At 38.2% G+C, this 22,635-nt stretch carries 15 protein-coding genes, 1 tRNA gene and 1 pseudogene; 6 read left to right on the top strand and 11 right to left on the bottom strand.

Annotated features, from left to right (window positions below):
* Nucleotides 1-183 precede the first annotated feature (183 nt).
* Together VB691_RS19445 and VB691_RS19450 are read left to right on the top strand one after the other, a co-directional pair.
* Nucleotides 184-2,400, top strand: a complete 2,217-nt coding sequence (locus tag VB691_RS19445; RefSeq protein ID WP_323293180.1) for a bifunctional serine/threonine-protein kinase/formylglycine-generating enzyme family protein — start codon at nt 184-186, stop codon at nt 2,398-2,400.
* 37 nt (nt 2,401-2,437) lie between these two features.
* Entirely contained in the window at nt 2,438-4,144 is a 1,707-nt protein-coding gene (locus VB691_RS19450) for an ABC-ATPase domain-containing protein (RefSeq protein WP_323293181.1), read from the top strand.
* A 72-nt stretch (nt 4,145-4,216) separates the two neighbouring features.
* Here the strand turns inward: VB691_RS19450 and VB691_RS19455 are convergent, their stop codons facing one another.
* From VB691_RS19455 to metH, 8 genes and pseudogenes are all read right to left on the bottom strand, one after another.
* Nucleotides 4,217-6,817, bottom strand: a complete 2,601-nt coding sequence (locus VB691_RS19455; RefSeq protein ID WP_323293182.1) for an EAL and GGDEF domain-containing protein — start codon at nt 6,815-6,817, stop codon at nt 4,217-4,219.
* A 183-nt stretch (nt 6,818-7,000) separates the two neighbouring features.
* A complete protein-coding gene (locus VB691_RS19460) occupies nt 7,001-7,738 on the bottom strand; it encodes a hypothetical protein (protein ID WP_323293183.1) in 738 nt (245 codons plus the stop codon).
* A 195-nt stretch (nt 7,739-7,933) separates the two neighbouring features.
* On the bottom strand, nt 7,934-9,742 hold the full coding sequence (locus VB691_RS19465) for a ribonuclease J (protein WP_323293184.1): 1,809 nt from the start codon (nt 9,740-9,742) through the stop codon (nt 7,934-7,936).
* A gap of 159 nt (nt 9,743-9,901) precedes the next feature.
* Nucleotides 9,902-10,798: a 4-hydroxy-tetrahydrodipicolinate synthase gene (gene dapA, locus VB691_RS19470; RefSeq protein ID WP_323293185.1), complete on the bottom strand. Its 897-nt coding sequence runs from the start codon at nt 10,796-10,798 to the stop codon at nt 9,902-9,904.
* Between the two features lie 63 nt (nt 10,799-10,861).
* A complete protein-coding gene (locus VB691_RS19475) occupies nt 10,862-11,908 on the bottom strand; it encodes an aspartate-semialdehyde dehydrogenase (protein WP_323293186.1) in 1,047 nt (348 codons plus the stop codon).
* Nucleotides 11,909-12,016: 108 nt separating this feature from the next.
* A pseudogene (locus VB691_RS19480) lies at nt 12,017-13,346 on the bottom strand (RNA-guided endonuclease InsQ/TnpB family protein).
* A gap of 141 nt (nt 13,347-13,487) precedes the next feature.
* Nucleotides 13,488-13,560, bottom strand: a tRNA-Ala gene (locus VB691_RS19485).
* Between the two features lie 139 nt (nt 13,561-13,699).
* Complete coding sequence (metH, locus tag VB691_RS19490; protein WP_323293187.1) at nt 13,700-17,281, bottom strand: methionine synthase; 3,582 nt, start codon at nt 17,279-17,281, stop codon at nt 13,700-13,702.
* Nucleotides 17,282-17,386: 105 nt separating this feature from the next.
* Here metH and VB691_RS19495 point away from each other — a divergent pair, with 105 nt between their 5' ends.
* The gene (locus VB691_RS19495) at nt 17,387-17,803 is read left to right on the top strand and encodes a DUF29 domain-containing protein (protein ID WP_323293188.1); all 417 of its coding nucleotides are present in this window, start codon (nt 17,387-17,389) and stop codon (nt 17,801-17,803) included.
* A gap of 108 nt (nt 17,804-17,911) precedes the next feature.
* On the opposite strand, the gene VB691_RS19500 is transcribed toward VB691_RS19495, so the two are convergent.
* On the bottom strand, nt 17,912-18,136 hold the full coding sequence (locus VB691_RS19500) for a hypothetical protein (protein WP_323293189.1): 225 nt from the start codon (nt 18,134-18,136) through the stop codon (nt 17,912-17,914).
* Nucleotides 18,137-18,351: 215 nt separating this feature from the next.
* On the opposite strand from VB691_RS19500, the gene VB691_RS19505 reads away from it, so the two are divergent.
* Nucleotides 18,352-18,906, top strand: a complete 555-nt coding sequence (locus VB691_RS19505; RefSeq protein ID WP_323293190.1) for a PEP-CTERM sorting domain-containing protein — start codon at nt 18,352-18,354, stop codon at nt 18,904-18,906.
* 248 nt (nt 18,907-19,154) lie between these two features.
* Nucleotides 19,155-19,712 carry a Uma2 family endonuclease gene (locus VB691_RS19510; protein ID WP_323293191.1) on the top strand — a complete coding sequence of 186 codons (558 nt, stop codon included), beginning with the start codon at nt 19,155-19,157 and terminating at the stop codon, nt 19,710-19,712.
* A 70-nt stretch (nt 19,713-19,782) separates the two neighbouring features.
* Here VB691_RS19510 and VB691_RS19515 read toward each other — a convergent pair whose 3' ends face one another.
* A complete protein-coding gene (locus VB691_RS19515) occupies nt 19,783-20,499 on the bottom strand; it encodes a Uma2 family endonuclease (protein ID WP_323293192.1) in 717 nt (238 codons plus the stop codon).
* Nucleotides 20,500-20,723: 224 nt separating this feature from the next.
* Between VB691_RS19515 and bioU the strand changes: the two genes are divergently transcribed.
* Nucleotides 20,724-21,716: a (S)-8-amino-7-oxononanoate synthase BioU gene (gene bioU, locus VB691_RS19520; protein ID WP_323293193.1), complete on the top strand. Its 993-nt coding sequence runs from the start codon at nt 20,724-20,726 to the stop codon at nt 21,714-21,716.
* A gap of 110 nt (nt 21,717-21,826) precedes the next feature.
* Here the strand turns inward: bioU and VB691_RS19525 are convergent, their stop codons facing one another.
* Nucleotides 21,827-22,498, bottom strand: a complete 672-nt coding sequence (locus tag VB691_RS19525; protein WP_323293194.1) for a Uma2 family endonuclease — start codon at nt 22,496-22,498, stop codon at nt 21,827-21,829.
* Nucleotides 22,499-22,635 lie beyond the last annotated feature (137 nt).

The raw sequence follows: 22,635 nt of genomic DNA on the forward strand, positions 1-22,635 counted from the left end.
GTAGAATAAGAAGGAAAGATGTGATTAATAGATTACACCTTTCCTTCTTATTGTTTCATATATAGCAACTTGAAAACTTAACATAGATTATTTAGGTGATATTTTAAGATATGCTAAAATTATTCATAAATATTCGTTAGATTTACAATCATCTCTATTTTAATGAGAGGATAGTTTAACATCATGTCTCTTTATTGTCTTAACCCAAGTTGTCCCTCTCCTGATAACCCTAATACTCACCAATATTGTCAAGGGTGTGGTCAAGAATTAGCCCAAACTACTCTAGGTTATCAATTCCGCGATCGCTATCAAGTCCTTCAGGTTTTAGGAGAAGGAACTTTTGGGCGAACTTATTTAGTAGAAGACCAAAATTTTCGGGGAAGAAAACGAGTTTTAAAAAAATTTATTGCCGCTATTCAAGGAAAAGCTTTAGCAACTGCACAAGAATTATTTAAACGGGAAGCAGAAACCTTAGATACATTAAAACATGAGCAAATACCCGCTATTTATGATCATTTTGAAGAAGAAAATTATCTCTATTTAGTTGAAGAATATATCGAGGGAGAAGACTTAATTGCTGAATTTGATCGAGAGGGTATATTTAGCAAGGAAAAAATAAAATCTATATTACAAGATTTACTCCCTGTTTTAGATTATCTCCATCAAAGAAATTTATTACATCGAGATATTAAACCCGATAATATTATGCGTCGTCATCAAGATGGTAAATTAGTTTTAATTGATTTTGGTGGGGTTAAAGAGGTTTCTAAAACCGTTGGAACATTAATTTATACCCCTGGTTATGCTTCTATAGAACAAATGACGGGACACCCTCAACCTAGTAGTGATATTTATAGTTTAGGCGCAACTTGTGTTCGCTTAATGACGGGATGTTTACCCTCTGAAAATAATCAAACTGACCCAATTTATGACGGTAATACTGCCACTTGGTTATGGCGAAAAGTTCTCCAAAATCAAGGACAAAAAATTGATGCAGATTTAGCTAATATTTTGGATAAAATGTTAGCACATTTAGCCCAAGATCGTTATAAAAGTGCTAATGAAGTTTTACAATCGTTAAATTTACCATCTTTTTCATCTCAACCTTTAGTTATTACTCAACCATCACCCCTAGAATTAACTCAATCTGAAACAACGCCTAAAAATAGTTTAATGAAAAGGGTAAAATTGCTTAATTATGCGGCCTGGGGAAGTTTGGGCATTGTTATAACTTGGGGCATAAAATTAGTATTTTATTCCTCATCTTTTCCGTCTTTAACTATCTGGGAACAATTATTTAATTATGTGGCTTCGATAAGTCTAGGAATTCTTATTATTAGGTTAGGAATATTATTTTTTAATTTATTTAATCAGTCTAAAAGTAATACTTTACCCACAGTCTCTACACCTCCTACACCTCCTACACCTCCTACACCTCCCCAACCCCAACATCCCACACATCCCACACATCCCACACCTCCTACACCTCCCACACTTTCCCAACCTCCCCCCTCAAGAAAACCAGATAAAAACCGCATTAGTTCCCTTAAACCCTTTCAATTTGAAGTCATTACTGTTAATAAAAAAGGAGAAATTATTGATCGTAAAATGCAAGAAAATCAATCCTTTAGCATTGACTTAGGACAAAGTATTTCTTTAGAAATGGTTGCAATTAAAGGGGGTAAATTTTTCATGGGTTGTCCTAAATTAGAAAGTCGAGGTAGTAAAGATGAACAACCCAGACATTGGGTGACACTGTCTTCTTTTTGTCTAGGTAAATATCCCATTACTCAAGCACAATGGGAAACAATAATGGGAAATAATCCTGCTTATTTTAAAGGGAAAAATAGACCGATTGAAAACGTTTCTTTTTATGATTGTTTAGAATTTTGTGAAAAGCTATCTCAAACTATAGGAATAGATGTTACACTACCTAGTGAAGCACAATGGGAATATGCTTGTCGTGCTATTCTTAACCCTAGTAATTATCGAGGAATTGATGGAGAAGAAACCTATCCTCCCTTCCATTTTGGTGAAACCATTACCAGTGAATTAGCTAATTATAATAGTCGGACGACTTATCAACAAGAAAACCTCGGAATTTATCGTGAACAAACCACTGAAATTGGTCAATTTCATCCCAATAATTTTGGTTTATATGATCTGCACGGTAATGTATGGGAATGGTGTGCAGATACTTGGCATGAAAATTACAAAAATGCCCCAAAAGATGGTAACATTTGGTTAGATGGAAATGAGCAATATTCGCCCATGCGTGGGGGTTCTTGGGGTGGTTTTCCTTTTTATTGTCGTTCTGCAACCCGTAATAAAGTTCAACGTAATAATCGTAGCTATTATAATGGGTTTCGGGTTGTGTATAACTTTGGAAAAACATCATAAAATAATCCTTTATCCTTCTTTATTATAGATTATTATCATGAACAATCAGGACTTATTTAATCACCTATTACAACTTGATGGACGAGGTTATAAAGCTTATAAAGATATTAAGGGAAGTTATCAATTTCCTGATTTTACCTTAATCATTGAACATATTCAAGGTGATCCCTTTGCTTCTCCTAGTAAACTGATTATAAAAATACCTCAATCTGTCGCTAAATTCCCGCCTAATCTTTATCAAAATCATAGCAGAAAGGTTGCTTTAGAAGATTATTTGATCCGTCAATTTTATCAAGCTTGTTATCAAATAAGTAGTCCCAGAGGAACGGGTAAAAGTGGTTTAATTAGCATTGTTAAAGTCGGACAAGAAATATTACAAAGAACAGCAGCAACTGTCAATAATGAAACTATAGAAATTCGTTTTTTTGTGGGACTTCCCGCCAGAGGACGCACTATTTTAGGTCGTCAAGCGGCTCAAATGTTATGTGAAGATATTCCTAATATTATTGAGCAATCTTTAAAATATTCTGCCTTAGATTCAAAAGCAATTCAACAACAAGTTGAAACCGCAGAAGATGCGGACTGGATACGTCAAGAATTACCTCAAAAATGTTTAGTTTCTTTTATTGCTAATGGCTCTATTTTACCTCGTAAAAGTGGTGTTGATGCTCATCCTTTAGAAACTAATTATATCCCCTTTCAATCACCTAAATCTCTAGAAGTATCTTTTAATTGTCCCAACCAAGGATTAATCAAAGGTCTGGGAATTACCCAAGGTATTACTGTAATTGTTGGCGGTGGTTATCATGGAAAATCTACCTTATTACGCGCCATAGAATTAGGGATTTATAATCATATTCCTGGAGATGGTAGAGAATTCGTTATCAGCGATCCATCAGCCGTAAAAATTAGGGCAGAAGATGGCAGAAGTATTGTCGGAGTAGATATTTCCCCATTTATTAATCAGTTGCCTCAACAGAGATCAACTGATAATTTTTCAAGCACAAATGCCAGTGGTAGCACTTCCCAAGCAGCCAATATTATTGAAGCATTAGAAGTAGGAACTCAGGTGTTATTAGTAGACGAAGATACTGCCGCTACTAATTTTATGATCCGCGATCACAGGATGCAACAGTTAATTGCAAAAGATAAAGAACCCATTACCCCATTTATTGATAAAATTCAACAATTATATACAGAGTATGGAGTATCTACTATATTAGTTATGGGAGGAAGTGGCGACTACTTTGATGTCGCTAATACTGTCATTGCTATGGACAATTTTCAACCTCATGATGTTACAGAAAAAGCTAAACTAATTGCTCAACAAACTCCCAATGAAAGGATAAGAGAAGGGGGTAAAAAGTTTGGCACAATTACTCCAAGAATTCCCCTTGCTGATAGTATTGATCCCAGTCGAGGAAAACGAGAAGTTAAAGTAAAAGTTAGGGATGTAGATGAAGTAGTTTTTGGGACAGAAGATATTGACTTAACTGCTGTTGAACAAATTGTTGAAACGGGACAATTACGTGCCATTGCTGCAGCGATTATTTATGCTAAAAATAAATACATGAATCGTCAAAATACCTTGTCAGAAATTTTAGATAATGTTATAATAGACGTTAATAGTAAAAGCTTAGATATTTTAAGTGAGTTTCCCCAAGGAGATTTTGTCTTATTTCGCCGCTTTGAACTAGCCGCAGCCTTAAACCGTTTACGGTCTTTAAAGGTAAATAAAGCATAAATAATCTACGTTTGTAGTAAGGACTTTAGCCCTAAGAATTAACTTTAAAAGCCACCTAAAACCACATTTTAATCAAAATTCAAATAAAAACTGTTTTGCCTCAATTTCTTGACTTGGCAACGGTTTAGAAAAGAGATATCCTTGACCAAATTCACACCCTAATTCTTGTAATTGATGCCAATCTTTTTCCGTTTCTATTCCTTCAGCAATCACATCAAGCTGTAAATGATGTGCTAAAGTAATAATTGCTTCAGTCACTCTTATATTATCTTCACTTTGATTCATATTAATCACAAAAGAACGATCAATCTTTAAACTATCAACAGGTAAATGATGAAGATAGCTTAAAGAAGAATAACCCGTCCCAAAATCATCAATACTTATCTCTATTCCCCGTTCCCTTAATTGTAATAAAATATCTCTAGCAATGCTTTTATTTTCCATCAGCATACTTTCTGTAATCTCAAGCTTTAAGCAATTGGGATCTAATCCAGTTTGACTCAGAATATTATCAATTTTTTCAACAATCTGGTGATCTTTGAGTTGTTGACTTGACAGATTAACACTTATTTTTAAATGTTGCAACTGAGAATATTGCTGTTGCCAACGCTTTAATTGACGACAAGATTCTAATAAAACCCATTCCCCCAAAGGAATAATTAACCCTATTTCTTCTGCAACCGGAATAAAATGATCAGGAGAAATTAAGCCTTTTTGGGGATGTTGCCACCGCACTAAAGCTTCAAAACCAACTAAATTTTGAGTTGAAAGAGAGAGAATTGGTTGATAATAAAGCAGGAATTCTTGATTTTTAAGGGCTAATCTCAAATTAGTTTCTAGCTCAAGCAATTTTTGCGCTTGAGCGTGCATTTCTTGATCAAAAATAACATAACGTGACTTACCTTGTGCCTTCGCCTTATACATTGCTAAATCAGCATTTCTCAGGATATGATCAGCATTTTCATTTTCTTGTTTATTAAAAGCAATTCCCAGACTGGCTGTTGTAAAGACTTCCTGATTATCTATTTTAAATGGTGTTTTTATGGCTTCAATAATTCTGTCTGCAATATGTAATGCTTCAATTTCTTCCTGTAAATCATCCAATAATATAATAAATTCATCTCCTCCTAAACGAGCCACGGTATCAACAGCACGAACAGAATTTTTTAAGTGAGAAGCAATGAGAATTAACAGGTGATCACCGATGCTATGGCCCAGACTATCATTAATAATTTTAAAGCGATCTAAATCCAGAAAAATAAGAGCAAATCGATAATTTTTATGGCGTTTAGCTCGTTCAATTGATTGTGCTAATCGCTCCATTAATAAAAGTCGATTTGGTAAGCCAGTTAAAGCATCATGTAATGCATCATAACGTAATTTTTCTTCTGCTTGTTTGCGCTGAGTTACATCAATTGCCATAGAAATAACTATGCGTCTTCCATCAGAAAGTCTTCCCAAAGGTGACGAATTAAATTGCCAAGTTTTTTCTTCTCCTTGAGCCGTTTTAATCGTAAATTCTCCGTCATCAACTTTGCAATCTAAATGATAGAGACGCTCAATAATTGCACGAATAATCTCTTTCTTTTCTCCATAGGCTTTTTCTATCCAATCATCCATAGTTGGAATCTGATCATGAGTATATCCAGTTAACTCAGTCCAAGTATCATTAATTTGTAAAATTTCTCCATCTTCAGCATGAATAATAATCGGAAACGGTGCATGAATAATCGCTTGTCGAAAACGCTTCTCACTTTTTTTTAACTCCATTTTAGCCTTAAGATTCTCAGTGATATCATTGACTAAAACCAGTCTAGCTTCTCTTTCTAAATACATGATTTTCTGGGAAGTAATTTCGACATAAATCAGTTCTCCATGACGCTTTTTATGTTGCCAAACCCCAGATTTATTGATCTGATTCTTATGGGTTGTTAGAAACTTTGTTAACATAGGAATATTTGACGCAGGACGAATATTTTCTATGGTCATTTCTAAAAATTCTTCACGGGAATAACCATAATGTTTAATTGCGGCTTCATTAACTTCTAGAAATTGTAATGTTTCTAAATCATATACCCATAAAGGATGAGGATTTTCTTCAAATAATAAACGATATTTTGCTTCTGACTTTTGCAAGGCAAGTTCCATTTCTTTTCGTTTACTAATATCCTGTCCAATGCCGATATTACTACCATCCGACAGACGTATATTCATCCAGGCCGTATCAAGAATAGTGCCATTGGGTAAGGTAGTTTTAAAGTCTCCCCAAGTCTGTTGGGCAGATTTAATAAAATTGATTACATACTGACGATAGATAGGATCAGGATATAATTCAGCTAAAATATCTCGCTTTTTAATATCTTCTAAACTAGAACCTAAAACATTTTCCCATTCTTTATTAATCCACTTAACATTATAATCTTTATCAAAAAAAGCCAACATAATTGGAATATTGTCAACAATTATTTGAAGTAATTCTTTTTGATTATTTATTGGTTCTTTTCTGATTTCCTTGAAATCACTTTCTGCTTTTCCTTGTTTACTGTTTTTGTTTGTTTTCCTAATTAGTTGTATTTGTTGCCCATAAAATGCAAAATATAATAAAGTAGATAAAATCACTAAGATTCCTCCCACTATTAGGAGTAAAGGCTGCCCAAACATGATCTCGTCCATTTTGTTCACTAATCGTGACAATCTACTTCTAATCTAGCAAACATTGATGTAATAAAACAATTAAGCTAAAACTGAGATCTTGCACCATGATTTAAAAATCACAAAACCCCGATTTTTTACTATTTGGTAAAAAATCGGGGTACTTCTCACGGAACAAGGTTAAAAATTGAGCAATTTCACAGATTATGCACCAGGAAAAAGACTTTCTTGTTGTTGTGCTAAAAATCGCTGATTGACAATTTCCTGAAAGTCTTTCAAATCTGAACTCCAATCATCAATTCCCTTTTTTAACTGTTCCAATATTTCTTGTGGACTATTACTACCCACATTGTAGTTAAAATTGCCCGCAAATAATAAAGCAGGAATGGAAGATTGATCCGGCATTTGGATTTTAGCTTCATTAATACTCAGACTAAACTGACAACGATCTAGCTGATACAATAAATTCAATCCTGCCTGTACAGGAGCTTTACCATAATCTTGCCAAGGGCCAGGAGATAGTAAGGTTCTCGTAATATAATTTCTGGCCCCATTTTCACTCCCCGGAAAGGGAATCAAACTTTTGGGACTAATAGACAACCCTTGATACTCAGCATTAGACAGTTTGTCCACATACTGACGAGCAATATTAGGGATATTAAGTTCACTAGGGTTTTTGGTGCCAATAGACTCCATAAAGGTGATGTTGCGGGGTTGAGCAACAATACTGACACCATTTTGGAAAGTGACTTGAGATAAATTCGGCCCCAAAACAGGTTGTTTCCCTAATTCCCACTCATTGGGAACAATACCAGTTTGTTTGAGAAACTCTTGAGAAAGCATGGTGGGATTGATATTTTTTGCCGAGATAGCGATCGCTAATTCTTGAATTTCTCGGATTTCTAGGGGCGTTTTTTGATTCGGATCTGAAGTTGTTGCCATGATGTTTCCTTTTATATTTCTAACTGCGTTACCAAATATGGCCACTTTCTAGTTTACGGGTTTATGGGGGCCTTAAGAAAAGTTATAGGGTAACAGCAGTAGGGGCTTAATATTATTAAGCCCCTACTACCATACATCTGAACAGTTGTTATTAAGAGCCAGGGGCAAACGGCCGTTGGCCCCTACAGCCGTGACTTACAAAGTCGCTGAGGCGGTGGAACGACGACGACGATAGGTTTTAGTCGATGTCTGTGGTTTTTCCATTTCTGGGGGTTGTTCCGTTTCTGGGGGTTGTTCCGTTTCTAGGGGTTGTTCTGGCATTTGCAAGAGAAACACCACCAACGGATAACTGCGTAATTCCCGTTTTACGAGTCGCTGTAAGGTTCCTTCAATTTCTGCTTGTAGCAATGACCAGTCAACTTTGGTTGTCCGTCCTTTTGAGGTAAATTCGGCCCAGCGATTCTCTAATAGATTTTCAATGGCCCGAATAATCAATTGTCGCAGCAAAGATGGTTCAACTTTCGTCACCACACCCCGTAAATGCACTTGTGGTGGAGTCAATAATTGACCGTCCCAACTAATGGGGGCCGCTACCGTCACCACCCCATCTTGGGCTAATTGTTGACGATCTTGCATCACGTGTTCATGCACAACACCAGCTTGATCTACTAATTCAATACCAGAAGACACTTCTCCCGTCACCCCAATACTATCGGCTGACAATTCTACAATGTCCCCATTATTGATAATGACCATATTTTCCGCCGGAACACCCATACTATAAGCGGTCTGGGCGTGTTTCACTAACATTCTGTGTTCCCCGTGAACCGGAACAAAGAACTTCGGACGGGTTAAGGCCAGCATTAATTTCTGCTCCTCTTGGGCCCCATGGCCGGAGACATGAATGCCATGATGACGACCATAGATCACGTTGGCCCCTTGCATCATTAAGCGATCAATGGTGTTAACAACAGCAATAGTATTCCCAGGAATGGGGTTAGCAGAAAAGACGATCGTATCCCCTTGACGCGCTCTAATATGGGGATGTTCTCCTTTGGAAATGCGGGTCATGGCCGCTAAGGTTTCCCCTTGTGATCCGGTGGTTAAAATTAAGACCTTCTCATCAGGTAAATTTCGGGCCGCTTTCAGGGGAATGAATACGTCATCAGGACATTTTATATAGCCTAGGGTTCTCGCATGGGCGATGACATTTAACATGGAACGTCCCACTACCGCAACTTTTCGCTGATTTTTCTGCGCTAATTGCAGGATAATATTGACCCGATGCACTGAAGATGCGAAGGTGGTGATCATTAACCGCCCTGGTGCTTGGGAAATAATGCGATCCAAGTTAGGGTAGACTGAACGCTCGGAGGGGGTCATCCCAGGCACTTCTGAGTTGGTGGAGTCACTGAGCAAACAGAGTACACCTTTCTCTCCATGTTCGGCTAATCTTTGTAAGTCGAAGTTTTCCCCATCAATAGGGGTGTAATCAATTTTAAAGTCTCCCGTGTGGATCACAACCCCTAAAGGCGTATGAATGGCAACGGTGAAACTATCGGCAATGGAATGGGTATTACGGATGAATTCAACCATGAAGGAAGGACTCATCTGTATCTTTTCTCTTGGGCCAACGGTTTGTAAGGTGGTGCGATCGCTCACCCCTGCTTCTTCTAATTTATCCCGTAATAAGGCCATGGCCAGTCTTGGCCCATAGATAATGGGAATATCAAATTGCTTCAAATGATAGGGAATACCACCAATATGATCTTCATGGCCATGGGTGGCAATCATTCCCTTAATTTTATGACGATTTTCCCGTAAATAGGTCATGTCAGGGAGAACAATATTGACCCCGTGCATTTCATCCGTAGGAAAGGCCAGTCCCGCATCTAAAAGAATGATCTCATCATCATACTCAAAAATACAGGTATTTTTGCCGATTTCATGTAATCCCCCCAAGGGAATAATTTTCAGCGTCGGTTGTTTTTTAGTTGGACTCATTTGGCTCCTTAAAGTTAAAGTCATTCAGTTATGAACCTTTTGGTAAAAAATTGAGAATCTTAATAAAAACTGCTAGGTAGAGCAATTTAATAACCTTGAAATCTACTGTTTAAAGATGCTTGATTATTCAGCTTAGACTAGCTAATTTTGACTATTCTGTCAGCCTTCAATCAGGGATAATTCTTGCAAAACCGATTTAACTTCTTGTTGCAACTCAGTCGAAAGCTCCAGTAAAGGCAGTCTTAACCCCCCCACTTTCCATCCTAGTAAATTTAGGGCCGCTTTAATGGGAATTGGATTAGTGCTACAAAATAAGACTTTAAATAAGGGAAAAAGTTTCAAATTAATCTCGGTGGCTATTTTCACTTGACCATTTTCAAAAGCCTGGATCATAGATTGAATTTCTTTGCCAACTAGATGACTGGCCACGCTAACAATGCCAGTCCCGCCAACCGTAAGTAAAGGTAAAGTCAAAAAATCATCTCCCGCATAAATTAAAAAAGATGGGTCAGTCATTCGGCGAATTTTACAGGCTTGTTCTAAATTTCCACTCGCTTCTTTAATAGCAATAATATTATCGATTTTTGCTAATTTGATAACGGTTTCTGGCAGAAGATTCTGTCCAGTGCGCCCAGGTATATTATACAACATTATCGGGAAATCGCCTACACTTTGAGCAATTGTTTTAAAATGTTCATAAAGTCCTTCTTGGGGTGGTTTATTATAATAAGGAACCACCTGTAAAGATCCATCTAATCCCATTGTAGCAGCTTTTTGCGTCATTTCTACGCTGTGGTTAGTCGCATTTGTTCCTGTACCCGCGATCACTTTTGCCCTATTTCCGACTGCGTTTTTAACCACCTGAAATAACTGATATTTTTCTGACAAACTCAAAGTCGGTGATTCTCCCGTTGTCCCAGAAATCACCAACCCATCACTACCATTGGCCACCAAATAAGCAGCCAATTCTTCAGCAACAGCATAATTAACATTCCCATCTCCATCTAAGGGCGTTATCATGGCGGTGATTACCCTTCCAAAACTTGGCTCACTCATTCGTTTTGTTATCAGTTACAGTTATCTCAGTGGTCAATTTTCAAACTGGTTTTTCTTTAATATTTAAACCGTGATTTCTTTAGTCTTGGTGGGTTTAAGCCAATCTTTGTCCATCAACAATTCAGCAATTTGTACCGCATTTAATGCCGCCCCTTTGCGAATTTGATCACCACAAAGCCATAATTCTAAGCCACAAGGATGAGAAATATCTTGACGAATTCTACCGACTAAGACATCATCTTTCCCAGAAGCATCTATCGGCATAGGGAAATAGTTTTGCTGCCAATCTTCTAGGAGTTGCACCCCTGGAGCTTGAGCAATAATCTCCCGTGCCTTAGCCACTGGAAAAGGCTTGCCAAACTCTAAGTTAATGGCTTCTGAATGGGCCCGCAATACGGGAACCCGTACACAAGTAGCGGTAACTTTCAAAGTAGGCTCATTAAATATTTTACGGGTTTCGTTGACCATTTTCATCTCTTCTTCACAATATCCCGTATCCGTTAAGGGGGAGTTATGGGGAAAAAGATTAAAAGCCAAAGGATAGGGTAAAATTTCCGCTTGAGGGGCTTCTCCGTTTAAAATGGCTTGAGATTGAATTTTAACCTCTTCCATTGCTCTGGCCCCGGCCCCACTAGCAGACTGATAGGTAGCTACCACAATACGCTTAATCGGTTGAAATTGATGTAAGGGGTAAATAGCCACAGCTAGGAGAATGGTGGTACAGTTAGGGTTAGCAATGATTCCCTGATGGTTAGCCGCCGCTTCCGGGTTGATTTCTGGAACAATTAGAGGCACATCTGGGTTCATACGGAAGGCACTGGAATTATCCACCATCACGGCCCCTGAGTCAACGATAGTTTTTGCCCAAGCCTTAGAGGTAGAGCCTCCCGCAGACGCTAATACTAAGTCAACTCCCTTAAAGGAAGTCGCTTCTACGGCCTCAACCTTGATTTTTTCTCCTTTAAACGTCAGAGTTGTTCCTGCTGAGCGAGGAGAAGACAAGAGTTTGAGACTCGCAATAGGAAAGTTGCGGCTGTCTAAGAGTTCGAGTAACTCAGTGCCAACGGCCCCTGTCGCTCCTAGTATAGCAACGTTGACTAGCTTGGACAATCGATTAGCCCTCCGTATCTATCAAGACATATATTTTACTATTATACGGAGAATGGGCAAAGAAAGATTGCAATTAGCAGTTACAACTTGTGAACTACCCCAACTTGCTTACGCTGAAGTTGGGGCTTCTGAACTCACAGGGGAATGCCTCAAGACAGACTTACGACCACATGAAGGTCTTACTTCCCCTCCTTCAGCAGCAGTCCTAGTTCCTAAGACCGATAACCCTTCGGCTTGGCTCCCTTCGGCTTGGCTCCCTTCGGCTTGGCTCCCTTCGGCTTGGCTCAGGGCAAGCAGGGCAAGCAGGGCAAGCAGGGCAAGTTGTCTGATGCCTTCTGCTCTAATGTTTTTGCTGGCGTTTTCATCACGATCATGGTGTGTTCCACAACGCAGGACTTGTCCATTCGCTTACATCTAATGGCATTTCTGACATTTGATACAGGCAATTAGAGCAAGTTTTAGAGGACGGGAACCATCTATCAATTTCTACTAAGAAACCGCCTTTTTGTTGTAGTTTATAGTCAAGAAAATTGACAAACATTCCCCATCCGACATCAGAAATAGCTTTAGCTAAGTTGTGATTACGAACCATACCCTTGACGTTCAAATTCTCAACGACCACTACTTGATTATCATTGACAATTTTTCTTGATAATTTATGTAGAAAGTCTTGACGGGCATTACTAATACGTTCGTGAACTCTAGCTACTAGCTTTCGTGCTTTTTCTCTTGATTTACTTCCCTTTTTCTTACGGGCTAATTTAGTTTGTTTTCTGGATAAGTTTTTCTCATGTTTTTTAAGATGTTTAGGATTGGCATATTTAGATGTTTTTTGTCCATCATGGGTAATACAGAAGTCTTTTAGTCCTAAGTCGATACCAACCGTTTTAACCCCCCTTACATCCCCCCTATTAGGGGGGACATGGGGGGTTGGAATTTCTTGTTCAGTGTCAAATAACAATGACGCATAATATTTTCCTGTTGGTGTTTTAGTAATAGTAACAGTCTTGAGTTGACCTTCAAATACTCTGTGAATAGAAGCTTTAATCACACCCACTTGGGGAACTTTTACGCCTCTATCTACTACCTCGCAGTTCTGAGGATATTGACAAGATTGTTTCCCATGATAAGACTTGAATCTAGGATACTTGGCTCTTTTCTCAAAAAAGTTCTTAAAAGCTTTAGTCAAGTTCAAAGTTGTTGACTGTAAGACTTGAGAATAACATTCCTTTAGCCATGCAGTTGTTTCATCTTTTTTGAGCTTTGGTAAAACTTTATTGAGGGCTACCCGACTCAACCCTTTACCTGTTTCCTTGTAAGTCTCATTGCACAGATTCAAAGCATAATTCCACCACCACCGTGAGCATCCCATCACTTGGCTAAGTTTTTGGGATTGCTCAGATGTTGGGTATATTCTTACCTTTACTGCTCTGTACAATGGTTTCACACGAAAATTGTTTATGATAAAAGTATAACACAAGATAAGAGAAAATGGATACTTCGTAGTTTATTTTTGGGTCGGACATTCATCCCTAACAATCACGAGGATGAGGGAATTCTGCCCGACATTGGGTTAAAATGGAGCTAAGCGGACTCGAACCGCTGACTTTCACAATGCCATTGTGACACTCTACCAACTGAGTTATAGCCCCATACAGACCATTTACCATACTAGGTTAATCTACTTTTTTTGTCAAGTACCCCTAATCTAAAAATTTTTGGCGAGTGCGATATAAACGTTCCTAGTAAGCCCTTTAGCCCTAAAATAGCCATTAAGAGCTTACTACGAACCTAAGCACTAAAATATTTAGCCAGGGGATGATAAGTAATAATGGCAGTTGTAGACTGTTCAGGATAGATTTGTTCACTCTCATCCATATACATTTTAATGCGATCGCAACCCAACAATTCCAACTGTTTATATTGATCTTGAATATTAGGACAAGCAGGGTATCCAAAGCTGTAACGGGAACCTTGATAATGCTGTTGTAGCATTTCTCGAATATTATCCGGTTCTTTGTCCCCAAATCCTAATTCTCGGCGGATTTTGGCGTGTGTCCATTCTGCTAATGCTTCGGCAGTTTGGACTGCCATACCATGAAAGTAGAGATAATTGGTGTAATCATTAGCAGCAAAGAGTTTTTGTGCGTATTCTGTGGCAATTTCTCCTACTGTTACTGCTTGCATCGTAAATACGTCAATTAAGCCTGATTCTTTGGGGGCAAAAAAGTCGGCAATACATAAACGACGACCTGATTTTTGACGAGGAAATTCTAATACCCAAATAGGGTCTATATTTTCGGGGATTGTATTATCATGATTTTCGATGATTTCTGGATCATAAATCAACAAGTTATTGCCTTCAGACTGACAAGGAAAGTAACCATAAATAACCGTAGGATGTAACAGATTCTCCGTAATAACTTTCTGTTTCCATTCTTCTAAAATAGGATAAACTTTTTCACTCAAAAATTTTTCGTATTCTTCCCGTGACTGTTCTTTGGGCTTCCGAAATTGCCATTGACCTGCAACTAATGCTTGTAAATCCAAATACCAGAAAAGTTCAGTTAAATCAAATTCTTCTGGTTTTAAGAGTTTTGTTCCCCAGAAAGGCGGTGTTGCAGGTTCTATTAATTCGACAGCTTCAGACCGTTTTGTATCGATCACTACAGAGGTTTCTGATGTTGTTGATTTGTCTTTTTCTTCAGAAGATTGCGCGGCTGCTTTTTCTGCTCTTTCTTCTTGGAATAAACTATTATTATTGCTAAAATCACCTAAAAATCCTTGTAAATTGTCCCAACTTTCTGCTAATTTTGCTGGCATTAATTTATCCATAAAATGCAAATCTGAGAAAGCATCTTTTCCATAGAAAACTTTACCTTGATAAGTATTTTGACAATCTTCATAGACAAATTTAGGGGTTAATGCTGCACCTCCTAAGATGATAGGAACATTGATTCCTCGCTCATTAAATACTTCTAAGTTATCCTTCATGAATGCAGTTGATTTTACCAATAAACCGCTCATGGCGATACAATCAGGTTTATGTTCTTCGTAAGCTTGGATAATGTTCTCAACAGGTTGTTTAATGCCTAAATTGATGACTTTATAGCCATTATTAGAGAGAATAATATCAACTAAATTCTTACCGATATCATGAACATCTCCTTTAACTGTAGCAATAATAAACTTACCTTTTCCACTATCATTACTATCCCCTTCTTCTTTATCCATGAAAGGTTCTAAATAAGCAACAGCAGCTTTCATCGTTTGGGCAGATTGTAACACGAAAGGTAATTGCATTTGTCCCGAACCAAATAACTCACCTACTACCTTCATTCCATCTAGTAAAAAGATGTTAATAAGATCAAGAGGTGGATATTGTTTTAAAGCTTCTGACAGTGCATCTTCTAACCCTAACCTTTCCCCATCAATGATATGCTGTTTTAGTCGTTCTTCAATGGGTAAATTAGCAGTGGTTGAGGGATCTTTTTTGGTAGTTTTCCCTGCGAATAATTCCGTTAACTTCGTCAGAGGATCATAGGTACAAATATCCCCATCAAACTCTCGTAAATCATAGATTAAATCTCGACATATTTTTTGATGTTCTTCTTCTATTTTCGCCAGGGGTAAAATTTTGCTTGCGCTAACAATTGCACCATCTAACCCTACCTGCATTGTTTCATATAAAAACACTGAATTTAATACTTGTCGCGCCACAGGATTTAAGCCAAAGGAAATATTAGAAATACCCAAGAGAATATGACATCCTGGTAATTCATCTCGAATGCGTTTTATGGCTTCAACAGTAGCTTTTCCGTTCTCTCTGTCTTCTTCTATCCCTGTAGAAATCGGTAACGCCAACGGATCAAAGAAAATTTCATAAGCAGCAAGTCCGTATTCTATTGCTGCATTATAGGCACGTTTTGCAATCTCAAATTTCTTATCTGCGGTGCGTCCCATTCCCTCCTCATCAATGGTTCCTACGACAACACCTGCCCCATATTTTTTGGCTATTTCTAACACTTTTAAAAAGCGTTCTTCTCCATCTTCATAGTTAGTAGAATTGAGAATACATTTACCACCCGCAACCTTTAAACCTGCTTCCATTTTTTGCCATTCTGTGGAATCAAGCATTAAAGGTAAGGTAATGTTATTAACAAGACGGGAGGCTATTTCGTGCATATCTCGCACCCCATCTCGCCCTACATAATCTACGTTAACATCTAAAATGTGCGCCCCTTCTTTTACCTGAGATTTAGCTAAAGAGACTAAACTATCCCAGTCTTCTTTATTTAATAATGTACGGCATTTTTTAGAACCACTGGCGTTTAATCTTTCCCCAACAATCAAGAATGAATTATCTTGTATATAGGGTTGAGTGCTATAAATTGAAGCAGCAGAAGGTTCATATATAGGATGACGTTCTTTTGGTTTTAACTCTTGAGAAAGTTCGGATAATGCTTTAATATGATCGGGACGAGTGCCACAACATCCCCCAATAATTTGTACCCCTAAATCTTCGATAAAGTGCATTAATGCCATTTTCAATTCTATGGGAGTTAAGCGATAAAAAGCTTGTCCCCCCACATTTTCAGGTAGTCCCGCATTAGGAATACAAGAAACAATAAAAGGACAATGTTCAGATAAATATTTTATATGTTCCTTCATCTGTTCGGGGCCCGTTGCACAGTTTAACCCCAAAATATCAATATTATAGGGTTCTAAAATAGCAACTGCTGCACTTATTTCTGTTCCTACTAACATCGTTCCCATAGTTTCCATTGTGATAGAAACCATAATAGGTAAACGGTCGCCTTTTTTCTCGAAAACTTCTTCTACTGCGTTTAAAGCTGCCTTAATTTGTAATACATCTTGACAAGTTTCAATGATTAATAAATCTGCCCCACCATCATATAACCCCTCTGCTTGTTCAACGTAGGCATTTTTTAGGGTATCAAAGTCAATATGTCCCAAAGTTGGTAATTTAGTCCCAGGCCCCATTGAACCCGCCACAAAACGGGGCTTTTCTGGGGTAGAATATTCTTGAGCCAGTTTCTTAGCTAATTCTGTCGCTCTTTTATTCAAATAGTAAGCCTTATCAGCTAAATCATATTCTGCAAGGACGATAGAAGTCCCCCCAAAGGTGTCAGTTTCGATGACATCTGCACCCACTTCTAAAAAGCCTCTATGCACCTTCTCAACCGCTTCTGGTTTGGTATGGACTAAATATTCATTGCATCCTTCATATTCTGGCCCCCCAAAGTCTTCAGCGGTCAAATTTTGGGTTTGTAATGAGGTTCCGGTTGCACCGTCAAAGACGAGTACAGGACGTTTGGGACTTTTGAGGTAGTTGAGGAAGGTACTATTCATGGAGGTGAAAGAGTCGCAGATTAAGGATTGAGATTTATTATAAAAAATATCTTAACTCAAGGAAAGCAGTTACCAAGGTTCTATACAAAGATAGGAGTTTAACTTATGAGTCGAGTGGTAAAGACAGAAACCTACGAGAAAGATTACTATCAATGGACTATAGAGCAAGTTAAAGCTTTAAGAGAGCGAAATTTAGAAGATTTAGACTGGGAAAACATTATCGAGGAGATTGAATCTTTTGGACGTAGTGATTATAGTGCTGTGTCTAGTCTTCTGATGAGACAGATTGAACATCGCCTTAAAATTGACTACACCCCTTTAGAGGAATGCTATAAAAAATGGCAAGTTGAGATACAAGCTTTCAAAATCGGCATAAAACGCAAGATTTCACCCAGTATGAAACCTAAACTCTCACAAGACTTAGAGGAAATTTATCAAGATGCTGTTAGTCTAGTTGCCTTGGAATACGGTATTAATTTACCCGATCACTGCCCCTACAATCTCGAAGAATTGCTGTATTGATCAGATTTAGTTGGGCATAATGGTATTATGCCCCTACAGTGTTTTTGTAGGGATTTAACACTGTTAAATCCTAAATATACCAAAACCAAATATGAGTATCAAGGACAATCATTTAAGACATTCCCAATCTTCTTGATCCACTATAGGACTAACAATATCCCCTAATGTTTTCCCTTGACCGATTAAATGAGCAGGGGTTTTTCGTTTGGGAGTTGAGGACAATAAGCTTTCTTCTTCAATCACAATAATGGCACGAGTTGCCCTTACTTTTGGTTTTTCACCTAGCCACTTAATGCGATCGCCTTCTATGGTAACGTCATAACTTTTGAGCATGGCTGTTATTTCTCTTGTTAATACCTAGTGAAGTTAATTATAGAAGGTATAGTCGAAATTTCTGTCTCATTAACTATTGCGCTATAGTAAGACTCCCAAAAAGTCCTCTAAAATCCAGAAATTGGAAGCATTTATGAATAAATTTGAATAAAACTTGACAAAATGAACGGGGGGGTAGAATAACTGAGACTTTTTAGTAAATTCTCAAGAATTTCATGTTTGATAAACTTTCCCTGTCAACTGCCTTTGCTGGTGCAACAGTATTAGCTGCTGCCACCGTTGTCGGTTCTGCTAATGTGGCCAATGCGGCAACCTTTGGGTTCTCTTTCAGTAATGTTAATGGTGCTGTTAACGGTATAGTTGAAGGAACCATTGAATTACCTGATGGGGATGGAACTTTTGCCGCTACTTCTGTTTTCGTTACTTCAGCACCTGCTGCATTGGGATATACTACCCCCTTTGATGTTTTGGCAAACTTTCCAATTCTAGGGGCAAATAGTTTTACTGTCGCTGGTGGCACAATTGATGCCTTAAACAGTTCATTTTTGGCTCAGAATCCTACAGAGGCACTCGTTTTGAATTTTCCTGGTGTTGGTACTTTCTTAAACGTTGTCGGTACTGCTAGTGTATTGATTGGTGTTAATGACACAAACAATTCAACTCTTACCTATTCTGCTTCTGCTGCAACTACTCCTGAACCCAGTACCATTGTAGCTTTAGCAATGCTAGGTAGTGGCTTATTATTGAGTAAGCGGGTTAAACGGGGTTAATTCCTGTTAGTTTGTGGGCATAATGGTATTATGCCCCTACGGTTTTTTGTAGGGATTTAACACTGTTAAATCCTGGGGATTTGTGGGCATAATGGTATTATGCCCCTACAGGGTTTTGTAGGGATTTAACACTGTTAAATCCTGTATTAGTGGTTTATGGGCATAATGGTATTATGCCCCTACGTGGTTTTTGTAGGGATTTAACACCTTTAAATCCTGTATTAGTGATCTATAATTTAATTGACCTTATGGTACAGCTAACCGAAAATATTACAGATGCAGAATTACTGCAAATAAGCCTACAAAACCCCGAATTACGCTTTGAACGTAATGCTGATGGAACTTTAGTAACTATGCCACCTATTGGACGAATTTCAGGAAACAGAGAAATCAAAGCAGGTGCTTATTTATTAAATTGGGTAGAAAAGCATGATTTAGGGGAAGTTTTTAGTTCTAGTACGGGGTTTAAGTTAGCAAATAGTGCAGTTCGTGCGCCTGATGCTGCTTTCGTGGCTAAACATCGTTTACCTTCAGGATGGAAAGAAGCAGAAGATGAGTTTTTTAACCTAGCACCAGATTTTGTGATTGAAATTCGTTCTAAGTCTGATAGTTTAACCAAATTAAAAGCAAAGATGCAAGAATATCAAGAGAATGGAGTTAAATTAGGTTGGTTAATTGATCCCCAAAATAAACAAGCTTTTGTCTATCGTGAAGATGGTTCTATCACTCAATATCCAGCAACAATAACCTTAAGCGGTGAAGATATTGTTCCAGGATTTACTCTACAATTATCAATCTTGTTGTAATACTAAATCCAATTTTAAAAAGCTGATTATTGCTAATAAAATATATATAGATAATAAGGGAGTTGGGGAGTTAAATTTCCTCTGGATTAATGCCCAATTCTCTCAATTTTGCTGCTAATTGTTCAGCCCGTTGATGTTCATTCTCTGCCCGTTGATGTTCATTCTCTGCCCGTTGACGTTCATTCTCTGCCCGTTGACGTTCATTCTCTGCCCGTTGACGTTCCTCAGTAAAACTCGAAAAAGGTTGTCCATCAGGATAATAAATAATCAATTCAGGTTCTGCTAATTGAAACCGAATACCCAAACGGGGACTAACCCAAAGATCAATTTTTTCAATCACTTCTAATGTTTCCCCCTTCCTTAATAAACCGCTAAAATCATTTTTATCTGGGTCATAAATATAATATTCTTCTACTCCATGATGTTCATAAAATAGCAATTTTCTATTCATTTCTGTTTGAGTATTCCCTGGAGAAAGTATCTCAAAGACTACTTGAGGTGCAATATTATTCTCTTTCCATTGTTGATAAGATCCTCTGTCACCTTTAGGACGACCAAACACTACCATAACATCAGGGGCTTGTCTTTTTTTGTTATTATTTTCTATAGGATACCAGAGTAAATCCCCTGCTACAAATACCTGTTCATCTTCAGTAAATAACCAATCTAAATTAGATTTTATTGTGGTAATCCACCGAAATTGAACCGTATTATCCGACATAGGATTGCCATCTCTTTCTGGATAAATAATTTCTGGTTTATTAGGGCTTTCTAGTTGAGAAACCATAGCATTAATTCTTAAGCATTTGAACAGCTTATTTTGATTTTAACATAAGTTTTAGAAAAATAAAAAAGATAATGATAATGGGGGGTTGGTGGGTGTTAAACGGCGATGCAAAGGCACTCGCTTCGCTGTGACTGCCAAAAAAGACTCATTTTCAGATAAGTGCGTTCAAGATCCCCTGTTGATTGATAATAAAAAGAGAGAATCAGTCAGAACATATATTAATAATGAGTAGTCATCAAATTATGAAAGTCGGGATCTTAGGATTTGGAGGACTTGGACAAGCTGCAACCAGAGTTCTCACCCCAAAACAAGAAATGCTTTGGGTTGCTGCGGCCGATCTGAAAGGGTATGCTTATGGTGAGAGAGGGTTAGATCCCGATCAAGCGATCGCCACTTATCATCAACAGGGATCAATTGGTTATCTGGAACCCTATGGCACCCTCAGCAATAACAGTATTCAAGATTTATTAGAAACGGCCTCGGTTGATGGCTATTTCTTAGCCTTGCCTAACCTACCTAATACGTTTATGGCAGACGTGGCCAAACAATTTATTGCCTCTGGCTGGAAAGGGGTTCTTGTAGATGCCCTAAAGCGTACCAGTGCCGTTGAACAATTACTAGGATTACAAAACGAGTTACAAGCTGCTGGCATCACCTACATGACAGGTTGTGGGGCAACTCCTGGACTGTTAACTGCTGCTGCTGCTATTGCGGCCCAAAGTTATACCGAGATTCACAGTGTTAAGATTACCTTTGGGGTGGGTATTGCTAATTGGGAAGCCTACCGGGCCACTATCCGCGAAGATATTGCCCATTTACCGGGGTTTGATGTAGAAAAAGCCAGGGCTATGAGTGATGCTGAAGTTGAGGCATTTTTAGATAAAACTAAGGGCATTTTGACCTTGGAAAATATGGAACACGCTGACGATATTATGTTAGAGTTGGCTGGTATTTGTTCCCGCGATCGCGTTACCGTTGGGGGCATTGTCGATACCCGTAACCCGAACAAGCCTTTGAGTACAAACGTAAAGATTACTGGACGTACCTTTGAAGGGAAAATTTCGACCCATACCTTTACATTAGGGGATGAAACTAGCATGGCGGCAAATGTTTGTGGCCCAGCGTTTGGTTATCTCAAAGCCGGATTATCTTTACATAATCGGGGAATTTATGGGTTATTTACTGCTGCGGAAGTGATGCCCCAATTTGTTAAATAATAAGGTAGATTAGAGTTTTAAATATTGGGGATAGGTTTGATTATTCCTATTCCCAACACTCTCGATACAATACTATCTAGAAACAAAAAAACGGTGAAAGGGTGAAACTTCTACTTTTTGACAAATTCTTGATGTTCTGGGGTTGATAAACCCTGTTGTAAAACAGCTAATACTTTAGACAAATCACCCGCGAATAAGGCAGCTTTATCTAACCACAATCCAGGAAAAATTTGCGAACAAACCACACCTTCTTGATTCGGTTCAAGTTGAATATATTCCCCTTCCTTTAACCTAAACCAATCAAATTGACGGTCATAAACCCGCCAAACTAAATACTCTTGAACTTGATTGCGACGATAAACTTTTAATTTTTGGTGTAAATCATAGGAAACACTAGAAGCGGCAATTTCCACAATTAATTCTGGCGCACCTTCTACATAATCATCCTCGCTAATTGTTGATTGTCCACCTATCTTAATTCTCAAGAGTGCATCAGGTTGGGGTTCATTCTCAGCATCAAGACGCACAGTAGTATTATCAGCAGACATCAATCCTGGTGTTGCCGCTTTATAGACCCCTAACCAAGTCATAATATCAGAATGAGGTTCTCCATGACCTTGTACTCGTAAGGGAGATGCCATATAAACAATTCCTTCAATTAATTCAGCTTTTTTATTAGGCATTGCCTGATAACGACGCTCAAACTCAGCGCGGGTTAGTTTGTCGCCGTTTTCCAATGGAGGGGTTGTTAAGGTAGAAGAAATTGCATTAGCAGCCATCATAATTTTTTTCGGCTTCTGGTATATGCTTCAGGTAATTCTAACATTTTTGCGGTTAATTTTAGTTGGTGAACTACCCACGCATTCCGCGTAGCGACCTGCGGGGCTTCTAACTTCACAGGGGATTGCGTCTAACAAAA

The sequence above is a fragment of the Crocosphaera sp. XPORK-15E genome (assembly GCF_034931425.1).
In the GTDB taxonomy this organism is placed as follows: Bacteria; Cyanobacteriota; Cyanobacteriia; order Cyanobacteriales; family Microcystaceae; genus UHCC-0190.

What these genes read in the sequence shown, in the direction of transcription:
- bioU (WP_323293193.1), top strand. Translation starts at nt 20,724, where the DNA reads ATGAGTAGTCATCAAATTATGAAAGTCGGGATCTTAGGATTTGGAGGA.
- VB691_RS19455 (WP_323293182.1), bottom strand. Translation starts at nt 6,817, where the DNA reads ATGGACGAGATCATGTTTGGGCAGCCTTTACTCCTAATAGTGGGAGGA.
- VB691_RS19465 (WP_323293184.1), bottom strand. Translation starts at nt 9,742, where the DNA reads ATGAGTCCAACTAAAAAACAACCGACGCTGAAAATTATTCCCTTGGGG.
- metH (WP_323293187.1), bottom strand. Translation starts at nt 17,281, where the DNA reads ATGAATAGTACCTTCCTCAACTACCTCAAAAGTCCCAAACGTCCTGTA.
- VB691_RS19450 (WP_323293181.1), top strand. Translation starts at nt 2,438, where the DNA reads ATGAACAATCAGGACTTATTTAATCACCTATTACAACTTGATGGACGA.
- VB691_RS19445 (WP_323293180.1), top strand. Translation starts at nt 184, where the DNA reads ATGTCTCTTTATTGTCTTAACCCAAGTTGTCCCTCTCCTGATAACCCT.
- VB691_RS19515 (WP_323293192.1), bottom strand. Translation starts at nt 20,499, where the DNA reads ATGGTTTCTCAACTAGAAAGCCCTAATAAACCAGAAATTATTTATCCA.
- VB691_RS19460 (WP_323293183.1), bottom strand. Translation starts at nt 7,738, where the DNA reads ATGGCAACAACTTCAGATCCGAATCAAAAAACGCCCCTAGAAATCCGA.
- VB691_RS19525 (WP_323293194.1), bottom strand. Translation starts at nt 22,498, where the DNA reads ATGATGGCTGCTAATGCAATTTCTTCTACCTTAACAACCCCTCCATTG.
- VB691_RS19500 (WP_323293189.1), bottom strand. Translation starts at nt 18,136, where the DNA reads ATGCTCAAAAGTTATGACGTTACCATAGAAGGCGATCGCATTAAGTGG.
- VB691_RS19510 (WP_323293191.1), top strand. Translation starts at nt 19,155, where the DNA reads ATGGTACAGCTAACCGAAAATATTACAGATGCAGAATTACTGCAAATA.
- VB691_RS19505 (WP_323293190.1), top strand. Translation starts at nt 18,352, where the DNA reads ATGTTTGATAAACTTTCCCTGTCAACTGCCTTTGCTGGTGCAACAGTA.
- dapA (WP_323293185.1), bottom strand. Translation starts at nt 10,798, where the DNA reads ATGAGTGAGCCAAGTTTTGGAAGGGTAATCACCGCCATGATAACGCCC.
- VB691_RS19495 (WP_323293188.1), top strand. Translation starts at nt 17,387, where the DNA reads ATGAGTCGAGTGGTAAAGACAGAAACCTACGAGAAAGATTACTATCAA.